At 60.1% G+C, this 8,979-nt stretch carries 9 protein-coding genes; 5 read left to right on the top strand and 4 right to left on the bottom strand.

Going from position 1 to position 8,979, the window contains the following annotated elements; translation table 11 throughout:
* Positions 1-379 precede the first annotated feature (379 nt).
* From recQ to J4E42_RS13105, 4 genes are all read left to right on the top strand, one after another.
* Positions 380-2,506: a DNA helicase RecQ gene (gene recQ / locus J4E42_RS13120; protein WP_207285393.1), complete on the top strand. Its 2,127-nt coding sequence runs from the start codon at positions 380-382 to the stop codon at positions 2,504-2,506.
* A 130-nt stretch (positions 2,507-2,636) separates the two neighbouring features.
* A complete protein-coding gene (locus tag J4E42_RS13115; protein WP_008030423.1) occupies positions 2,637-3,071 on the top strand; it encodes a MarR family transcriptional regulator in 435 nt (144 codons plus the stop codon).
* Positions 3,072-3,199: 128 nt separating this feature from the next.
* A complete protein-coding gene (locus J4E42_RS13110) occupies positions 3,200-4,888 on the top strand; it encodes a FimV/HubP family polar landmark protein (RefSeq protein WP_207285392.1) in 1,689 nt (562 codons plus the stop codon).
* Positions 4,889-4,933: 45 nt separating this feature from the next.
* Positions 4,934-5,221, top strand: a complete 288-nt coding sequence (locus J4E42_RS13105; RefSeq protein WP_207285391.1) for a SelT/SelW/SelH family protein — start codon at positions 4,934-4,936, stop codon at positions 5,219-5,221.
* Here J4E42_RS13105 and J4E42_RS13100 read toward each other — a convergent pair.
* Together J4E42_RS13100 and J4E42_RS13095 are read right to left on the bottom strand one after the other, a co-directional pair.
* Positions 5,215-6,108, bottom strand: a complete 894-nt coding sequence (locus J4E42_RS13100) for a DMT family transporter (RefSeq protein ID WP_207285390.1) — start codon at positions 6,106-6,108, stop codon at positions 5,215-5,217. The two genes, J4E42_RS13105 and J4E42_RS13100, sit on opposite strands and share 7 nt — an antisense overlap.
* 78 nt (positions 6,109-6,186) lie before the next feature.
* A complete protein-coding gene (locus tag J4E42_RS13095) occupies positions 6,187-6,945 on the bottom strand; it encodes an AraC family transcriptional regulator (RefSeq protein WP_207285389.1) in 759 nt (252 codons plus the stop codon).
* 135 nt (positions 6,946-7,080) lie between these two features.
* On the opposite strand from J4E42_RS13095, the gene J4E42_RS13090 reads away from it, so the two are divergent.
* Positions 7,081-7,896 carry a UDP-2,3-diacylglucosamine diphosphatase gene (locus J4E42_RS13090; protein ID WP_008030433.1) on the top strand — a complete coding sequence of 272 codons (816 nt, stop codon included), beginning with the start codon at positions 7,081-7,083 and terminating at the stop codon, positions 7,894-7,896.
* 106 nt (positions 7,897-8,002) lie between these two features.
* On the opposite strand, the gene J4E42_RS13085 is transcribed toward J4E42_RS13090, so the two are convergent.
* Together J4E42_RS13085 and J4E42_RS13080 are read right to left on the bottom strand one after the other, a co-directional pair.
* A complete protein-coding gene (locus tag J4E42_RS13085) occupies positions 8,003-8,593 on the bottom strand; it encodes an HD domain-containing protein (RefSeq protein WP_008030435.1) in 591 nt (196 codons plus the stop codon).
* 37 nt (positions 8,594-8,630) lie between these two features.
* Positions 8,631-8,942, bottom strand: coding sequence for a DUF962 domain-containing protein (locus tag J4E42_RS13080; protein WP_207285395.1), 312 nt, complete (start codon positions 8,940-8,942; stop codon positions 8,631-8,633).
* Between the last annotated feature and the right edge of the window lie 37 nt (positions 8,943-8,979).

The raw sequence follows: 8,979 nt of genomic DNA, 5'->3' as shown, positions 1-8,979 counted from the left end.
TAGCCGCCCCCGGCCATGGATGGCCGATGGCGGCGGGCCCACGGAGCAGGACCGGAGCGAGGGGACCCTGAGCCTTGGCGAAGGGCCGAACGAAAGGGGCAAGAGCGCTTGGTTACTTGGCGCTTTTCCAAGTAACTCGCCGTAAGGGCGAAACCAATAGCAGCCGTTACCGCAGAAACGGATATGTACACAGCATCCTCTTCTAAGCGGCGCCCTTTGCAAGGAAACCCTCGGGTATACTCCCGCGCTTTGTGATGCCCTGCTGGCGTCACGGCTGAAATGTGAAGCGTCATGCAATGCGCACTTACGATTTGTCAGTGCAGCCCGCGTGGTTCTGAACCAGCCTTGCAGGGATGTTTCGGTGATTTTTGGAGTTTTTATGCTCGAACAGGCTCAACGCGTCCTCAAGGACATCTTCGGCTACGACAGTTTCCGTGGCCGTCAGGGTGCAATCATTGAGCGCGTGGCCAGTGGCGGCGACGCCCTGGTGCTGATGCCTACCGGTGGCGGTAAATCCCTGTGCTTCCAGGTGCCGGCGCTGCTGCGCGAAGGGCTGGCGGTGGTGGTGTCGCCGCTGATCGCGCTGATGGACGACCAGGTCGCGACCCTCGAAGAATTGGGCGTCGCTGCCGCTGCGTTGAACTCCACGCTGAGCGCCGAGCAGCAGCGCGATCTCGCCGCGCGAATCAAGCGCGGTGAAGTGAAGATGCTCTACCTCGCGCCGGAACGTCTGGTCCAGCCACGCATGCTGGCCTTCCTGCAAAGCCTTGAAATTGCCCTGTTCGCCATCGACGAAGCCCACTGCGTGTCCCAATGGGGCCACGACTTCCGCCGCGAGTATCTGCAACTGGGCCAGTTGGCGGAACTGTTTCCCAATGTTCCACGCATCGCCCTGACCGCGACGGCGGACAAGCGGACTCGCGAAGAAATCGTCGATCGTTTGCACCTGCAGGATGCCGAGCGCTTCCTCTCCAGTTTCGACCGCCCGAACATTTTTTACCGCATCGTGCCCAAGGAGCAGCCGCGCAAACAGTTGTTGGCGTTCCTCGCGGAGCGGCGCAGCGATGCCGGCATTGTCTACTGCCTGTCGCGCAAGAAAGTCGATGAAGTGGCGGTGTTCCTCAGCGAGCAGGGTTTCCCGGCGCTGCCGTACCACGCCGGCCTGCCCAACGAAACACGAGCGCTGCACCAGAAGCGCTTCCTCAACGAGGAAGGCCTGATCATGGTTGCCACCGTGGCGTTCGGCATGGGCATCGACAAACCCAACGTACGTTTTGTTGCTCACCTCGATTTGCCGAAATCCCTCGAGGCTTACTACCAGGAAACCGGTCGCGGCGGCCGTGATGGTCTGCCGGCGGATGCCTGGATGGCTTACGGCCTGCAAGACGTGGTGATGCTCAAGCAGATGTTGCAGAACTCCGAAGGTGACGAGCGCCACAAGCGTCTGGAGCATCACAAGCTCGACGCCATGCTCTCGCTCTGCGAAGAAACCCGCTGCCGTCGTCAAACCTTGCTGGCCTACTTCGACGAAGACATGCCCGAGCCGTGCGGTCACTGCGACAACTGCGTTGACGGCGTGCAGACCTGGGACGCTACCGAACCGGCCCGTCAGGCGCTCTCGGCGATTTATCGCACCGGCCAGCGTTATGGCGTCGGGCATCTGGTGGATGTGTTGCTGGGCAAGGACAACGAAAAGGTCCGCAGCTTTGGCCATCAGCACCTGTCGGTATACGGTGTCGGCAAGTCGATGGGCGAGAGTGAGTGGCGCTCGCTGTTTCGCCAATTGGTGGCGCGCGGTCTGGCCGACATCGATCTCGAAGGCTATGGCGGCCTGCGCCTGAGTGACACCTGCCGACCGCTGCTCAAGGGTGAAGTGACCCTGGAACTGCGTCGCGACCTCAAGCCGCAAACCACGGCGAAAAGCAGCAAGAGCCAGGCAAGCCAACTGGTTCGCGGCGAAGAACGCGAACAGTGGGAAGCCTTGCGCGTCTTGCGCCGCAAGCTCGCCGAGGAACATGGGGTGCCGCCGTACGTCATCTTCCCCGACTCGACCTTGCTGGAAATGCTCCGCAGCCAGCCGACCTCTCTATCGGAAATGGCCACGGTCAGCGGTGTCGGTGCGCGCAAACTGGAGCGTTACGGCGAGGCCTTCCTCGAAGTCCTCGGCGGTCAGGTCGAGGCACCAAAAGTGGTGGCCGACGTGCGCCACGAATTGATAACGCTCGCGCGGGCCGGCATGACGCCGCTGCAAATCGCCGGTCAGCTGCAATGTTCGGAAAAGAATGTCTACACCATGCTCGCCGAGGCCATTGGCAAGCAGCAGTTGTCGCTGGAACAGGCGCTTGATCTGCCCGAAGACTTGATGGGGGAAGTGCAGGACGCGTTCCTCGACGGCGAGGGTGAGTTGCCGCCGGTGGCGGAGATTGCTGCGCTGTTCGCCGGTCGTGTGCCGGAAGGTGTTTTGTACTGCGTACGTGCCGCACTGCAATCGGAATTCGAGATCTGACGCTCAAATCCTGAAACGGTTGTATTGATGTAACGATTCAGTACAGAGCAAACCTTGCCTCAAGCCAAGGGTCATGCTTAGCTGACTAATAATTAGTTTTTCTCTATTTCAGTCTAACCATGAGTGTTTTATGCCGTTAACCGATCAACACCGCTTTGGCATGCAACTGGCCCAGATGTCGCGCGGCTGGCGTGCCGAACTGGACCGCCGTCTGGCCGGCCTGGGTTTGTCTCAGGCGCGCTGGCTGGTGCTGCTGCACCTCGCGCGTTTTGACGACGCCCCGACCCAACGTGAATTGGCGCAAAGCGTCGGCGTCGAAGGGCCCACCCTGGCACGACTGCTCGACAGCCTGGAAAGCCAGGGCCTGGTTCAGCGCCAGGCAGTACTGGAAGATCGCCGGGCGAAAAAAATCGTCCTCTGTGCGCCGGCCCTTCCCCTGATCGAACAAATTGAAACCATTGCCACTCAACTGCGCCACGAGCTGTTCGACGGCGTCGATGAGGCGGATTTGAAGGTCTGCATGCGAGTCCACGGGCACATACTGGCCAACCTGGAAAAATCTTGAGGCATAAGCAAGCGCCGGCTTTTTGAGATACCCCGTTGAGCAGACTATAAAGAACTACCAGGCAATATCGTGTTCGTAACGGATGTGCGAACACGCACTGGTTGGTTCTGGTTATCTAAGGGATGCTCATGCTCGAGAGTTGGCACGTTGTATTGCGGTGTTGCGCCAGGCTGCTGCTGGCCGGTGGGTTTGTCAGCTACTCGGCATTGGCGCCTGCACTGGGCCTGGGTGAAATCACCCTGCATTCGGCACTCAATCAACCGTTGCGTGCCGACATCGCCCTGGTGGATGCCGCCGGTCTGGAGGAGGGCGAGTTGTCGGTCAGCCTGGCGACGGCAGACGAGTTCAGCCGTGCTGGTGTCGAACGGCTTTTCTTTCTCAATGACCTGAAGTTCACACCGATCCTGCGGGGCAATCGCAGCCTGATCCGGGTGAGCTCCAACAAAGCGGTCAACGAACCCTTCCTGAATTTTCTCGTGCAACTGAATCAGCCGAACGGCCGTGTACTGCGCGAGTACACCGTGCTGATCGATCCTCCGGGAACGCCGGGCATTACTCCGGTCACTGACGAACCCGCCGCCAGTTCACCGAACTCTCCATTCCCGAGCGTTACACCTGCCGTTGCGCCTCCACCCGTGGCGAAGAAAACCGCCCAGGCGAAGGTTGAGCCACCGGCCGCTGTACCGGTGATTGATCCCGTCGCAGAACAGCTGGCTGCCAGCGTGCTGCAAAATCAGCAACTGCAAAAAACCGTCGATGAGTTGAATGCGAAACTGCAGGCTCAAGACGAACAGATCGCCGGCCAGAAAAAACAGATCATCGAATTGCAAACCCGCCTGGCGGAGGTCCAGCAAGCACCGCCGGTCACGCCGCAAGCCGTGGAGCCCGCCCCGGTCGTGGCACAAGAGCCCGAGGCGTTCAACTGGCCGTTGATTATCGGGTTGCTGGTGCTGCTGGGGCTGGTGGTGGGGCTGATTGTTCGTCGGCAACGACAGCAGATTCAGGCATTGCCCGAAGATCTCCCGGTTTTACCGTCGCGGCATGAACCGGTGCTTGATCGACCCGTAGCGCCGGTTGTGAAGGCCGCCCCTGTCCATCACGAGGAGACGCCGTCTGGCGATGTACTGGAGGGTGTGGGCATCTACCTGACGTATGGGCGTTTTTCCGAAGCGGCGGCATTGTTGCGAGAAGCCCTGGTCAAGGAACCACAGCGCACGGATCTGGCGGTGCAACTGCTGGAAGTCCTCGGTAAACAAGGGGATGTGCCAGCCTATGATGCGCAGGAGAGCAGCTTGCGAGGCGCCGGGTTCGATTCCCGGCAACTTCAGGAAATCCGTGCCCGCTACCCGAAGCTGACCAGCGCGGTGCCCGAGGCTGCGACCACCGTTATCACGACACCGGTAAAATCCGAAGCAGCGCCGGGCGATGAGTTCCAGTTGAACCTGGAGGACCTGTCGATGGATTCGAGTTGGGACCTGGTCAGTCCATTCGAAAACCCTAAACCCTCGGACGAATCGCCCAAACCCGAAGAACCGACCCTGGGCGAGCCCGAGCTGGAATGGATCGCCGAGCCGGACTCACAGTCTCTGGACGACGATTTTCTCAACGAATTCGCCGATGCAGGTCAATCGCTTGAGCTTGAACCGCTGAGACCGGAACCGGTGGAACCGACCAACGCAGGCAAACTGGAACAGGCTCAGACCTGCATCGATGACGGCGATCTGGACAGCGCCATCGAACTGCTGAACGAGTTGCTCAAGGACGGTGATGAGCCACTCAAACAGACTGCGCGGACGTTGTTGGCCGGTATCCGCTGACGCTCTATCATGGCGGTGCCCCTTGGCTCAGGAGTTTCACCCGTCATGACCGCGCATAAACCGGAAATCGTCATCACTTACTGCACGCAATGCCAATGGCTGTTGCGTGCGGCGTGGTTGGCGCAAGAACTGCTCAGTACCTTTGGCGACGATTTGGGCAAGGTGTCGCTGGTGCCTGGCACCGGTGGCGTGTTTCACATTTTCTGTAACGATGTGCAGATCTGGGAGCGCAAGGCTGACGGCGGTTTTCCGGAGGCCAAGGTACTCAAGCAGCGGGTCCGCGATCAGATTGATCCGGACCGCGACCTGGGACACAACGACCGCATTCAGTGAGACGCGGCTTCGGCAGCGACCACTTTCTTGCTTGAACCGCCGGAGAGCCTGCTGGACACGACAATCGCGACGATGATCAATGCGCCGCCGATCAGCATGCGCAGCGTCGGATTTTCATCGAACAGCAACCACGCCATGGTGATGCCGTACACCGGCTCCAGCGCAAACACCACGGCGGCGGTTCGTGCCTTGATCACCGCGAGGCTGGCGACGAACAGACTGTGAGCGACGCCGGTACAGAAAATTCCCAGCAGGCCGATCCACAGCCAGTCAATGGTGCGTACTTCGCTCAGTTGCGGTGCCGCCACCGGCAGCAAACACAACGCGACCACTACGTTCTGACACAGCGCAGCCTGTACCGGCGGAATTCTCCCGGAACTGGCGCGGTTGGTCAGCGACAGCAACGCGAACAGCAAGCCAGAACCTACCGCCCACAACAGGCCTGTGGTGGCGCCGCTGGCCAGATCGAAGTCTGGCGTGACCAACACCAGCCCGACACTCACCAGTACCACCAGCAGGATCTCGTTGGCGCGAATCCGCTCGCGGAAGATCAACCCTTCCAGGATCACGGTGAACGCCGGGAAACTGGCGAAACCGAGGGTCGCGATCGCCACGCCCGCCACCTTTACCGCAATGAAGAAACTCACCCAGTGTCCGGCCAGCAACAAACCGCTGAGCAGCAATCGGCGCCAGTCCACGGCGTCGAGTTTTTGCCAGCGGGTGTGGCTGGCGAACCGTGCGAAAAGGGCCAGGGCGAGTACGGCAAAGGCCGCGCGACCGAAGACAATAACGGCGGGGGAGGCGGCGGCGAGTTTGCCGAACACACCGGTCAGGCCAAACATCAATGCGCCGATATGCAGTGCGCCCAGGGCGGTACGGGGAGTCATTGCGATCCTTGATAAACATAACCAACAGAGGTGCAGTCTAGAGGGCTGTCGGTATGCCTGTCTGTCGTCAGGCTCGCATCATTTGTCGCCAGCCTCGCGCCGCAATTTGCCGGGTGAGACACCAAACTCCCGCAGCACCGCCGCTGAAAATGCACTTTGAGAGCTGTAGCCGACCCGACTCGCAATCTCGCCAACGGGCAATGCTGAATCGCGCAACATACTCACGGCCATGTGCAAGCGACGGCTGCGGATGTAGTCCATCGGCGTCTGTCCGCATTCAGCGACAAATCGCGCATGCAGCCGAGCACTGGACAGCCCGGCAATGCGCGCCAGATCGGCCACTTGCAACGGATAGGCCGCGTATTGATCGATGTGCGCATTCAATGCGGCGTACGGCAGACGCCGACCGCCCACCCCTTCGCTTTTGGCGTTGTTGAGGCTGGCCAGCAACAGCACCGCGCCTTGTTGCGCGATCAGCGGGTCGCTGACCTGACTGCCCGCCAACCAACTGACCAATTGGCTTTGCCCGGTATCCAGCGGCAGGCGCCCGGCGTTGTCGAGCAAGCGGCGGCTGGCATCGGCGTGCTCGCCAAGGGACTGAACCACCCATTGATCGCTCGGCACATCCAGCACCAGGCAGCGGCTGCCATTGGCGCTGCCGCACGCATGATGGAAGCCGGACGGGACGACCACGAAACTCTGCTGAACCACCTGGCTGCCATGCCCGTCGACCTCGAAATCCAGCGCACCCGACAACCCGAACACCAGTTGCGCGTGGTCGTGGCTGTGGACGATCAGGTCGTGAGTGTATTGGCGCAGCGTGAGGATCGGTCTCATCGCAGGTCTCCCGATTAAGGCCGTCAGTCTACACCGCGGGCACTCATGTGCGTTGTCACAGGACTGACTTGTCCCTGTCATGGGCAATTAACCCGACCGGCGCAAGCTTGCGCAAACAATCGCAGAGGGTTGCCCATGACCAGCGCCGAGCTCGCCAAACCCAGTCGTAAGCAACGTGTGCGGACCTTGTGGATTTCCGATGTGCATCTGGGCACCCGGGATTGCCAGGCCGAGCACTTGTCGCAGTTTCTCAAGGGCTACCACGCGGACAAGATCTACCTGGTCGGCGACATCATCGATGGCTGGAAGCTGCGCGGCGGCATGTACTGGCCCCAGGCGCACACCAACGTGATCCGTCGTCTGTTGACCATGAGCAAGCGCGGCACCGAGGTGATTTATGTCACTGGCAACCACGACGAATTCCTGCGCCGTTACTCGAAGCTGATTCTGGGCAACATCCAGTTGGTGGATGAGGCCGTGCACGTGACCGCCGACGGCCGTCATTTGCTGGTGATTCACGGCGACCAGTTTGACGTGATTACCCGCTATCACCGCTGGCTGGCGTTCCTCGGCGACTCGGCTTACGAATTCACCCTGACCCTCAACCGCTGGCTCAACCATTGGCGTGCCCGGTATGGCTACGGTTACTGGTCGCTGTCGGCGTACCTCAAGCACAAAGTGAAAACCGCGGTCAGCTTCATCAGCGACTTCGAAGAAGCCATCGCCCACGAATGCGTCAAACGCGAATTGCACGGCGTGGTGTGCGGGCACATTCACCATGCCGAGATTCGCAAGGTCGGCGAGGTGGATTACCTCAATTGCGGGGATTGGGTGGAGTCGTGTACGGCGCTGATCGAGCATTGGGATGGATCGATCGAGTTGTACCGGTTGGCGGATGCCCAGGCGCGGGAGGCGGAGTTGAAGGCCATCAAAGTCGCCGAACCGGCGTAGTCAGGTCAGACGCCTTCGCGGGCAAGCCTCGCTCCTACAGGGCCAGCGCAAGCCTGTAGGAGCGAGGCTTGCCCGCGATGAGGCCAGTCCTGACACCGCAAATCTGTCAGGCCGGCGCGTGTTCTTGCATCGCCGCCCTGTAAATCGAGTTCTTCGGATGAGCAAACAACCGCTCCATCATCGGCTCGAAGAAGCTCAGCGGTAACGTTTCATACTCGGGATCAAACGCCGCCGCATCATACTTCGCGCAAAACTCGATGGTCGCCTGATACTGCGGATGCCCGCTGAATTGCTCGCGTAAATGCCGGTCCATCCCCAAGTGATGGAAAAAGTAGTACCCCTGGAAAATCCCGTGTTTCTCCACCATCCACACATTCTCGGCGCTGACAAATGGCTTGAGGATCGCCGCCGCGATGTCCGGGTGGTTGTAGGAGCCCAACGTGTCACCGATGTCGTGAAGCAGGGCGCACACCACGTACTCTTCGTCGCGGCCATCGCGCCAGGCGCGGCTGGCGGTTTGCAGGGAGTGGGTCAGACGATCCACCGGGAACCCGCCAAAATCACCCTCCAGCAGTTTCAGGTGCGCCATGATCCGTTGTGGTAATTGCCTCGCGTAGGCACTGAAGTCGGCGGCGATGATCGCCCAGTCTTCCTGCGTGCCGTCCTGCATGTGGGTGAAGCGGGCATTGGCATTCATCGGCTAGTCTCTCTTTGCTTTTCTATAGCGGCTGCGCCTAGAACGGTACGCGGCCCAGAATCATGTCGCGAAACATCACAAAATCGCCGAGCAGGCTGTAAAACGGATGTTGAAAGGTTGCAGGACGATTCTTTTCAAAGAAGAAATGCCCGACCCAGGCGAAGCTGTATCCCGCCAGCGGAACGGCCAGCAGCATCGACCAGGCACCTTTGCCGATGGTCAGCGCCAGAATGCAAATAACCAGCGTCGTGCCAATAAAGTGCAATCGTCGGCAGGTACTGTTGCTGTGTTCGCTGAGGTAATACGGGTAAAACTCAGCGAAGCTGTTGAAACGTCTGATGTTTTCCACGACTGCGATCTCTGTGGTTATTGTTCTGACTGCAAGT

This window comes from Pseudomonas sp. FW300-N2A2 (assembly GCF_017351735.1).
Classification (GTDB): Bacteria; Pseudomonadota; Gammaproteobacteria; order Pseudomonadales; family Pseudomonadaceae; genus Aquipseudomonas; species Aquipseudomonas migulae.
This window is presented reverse-complemented; position numbering and strand designations above follow the sequence as displayed.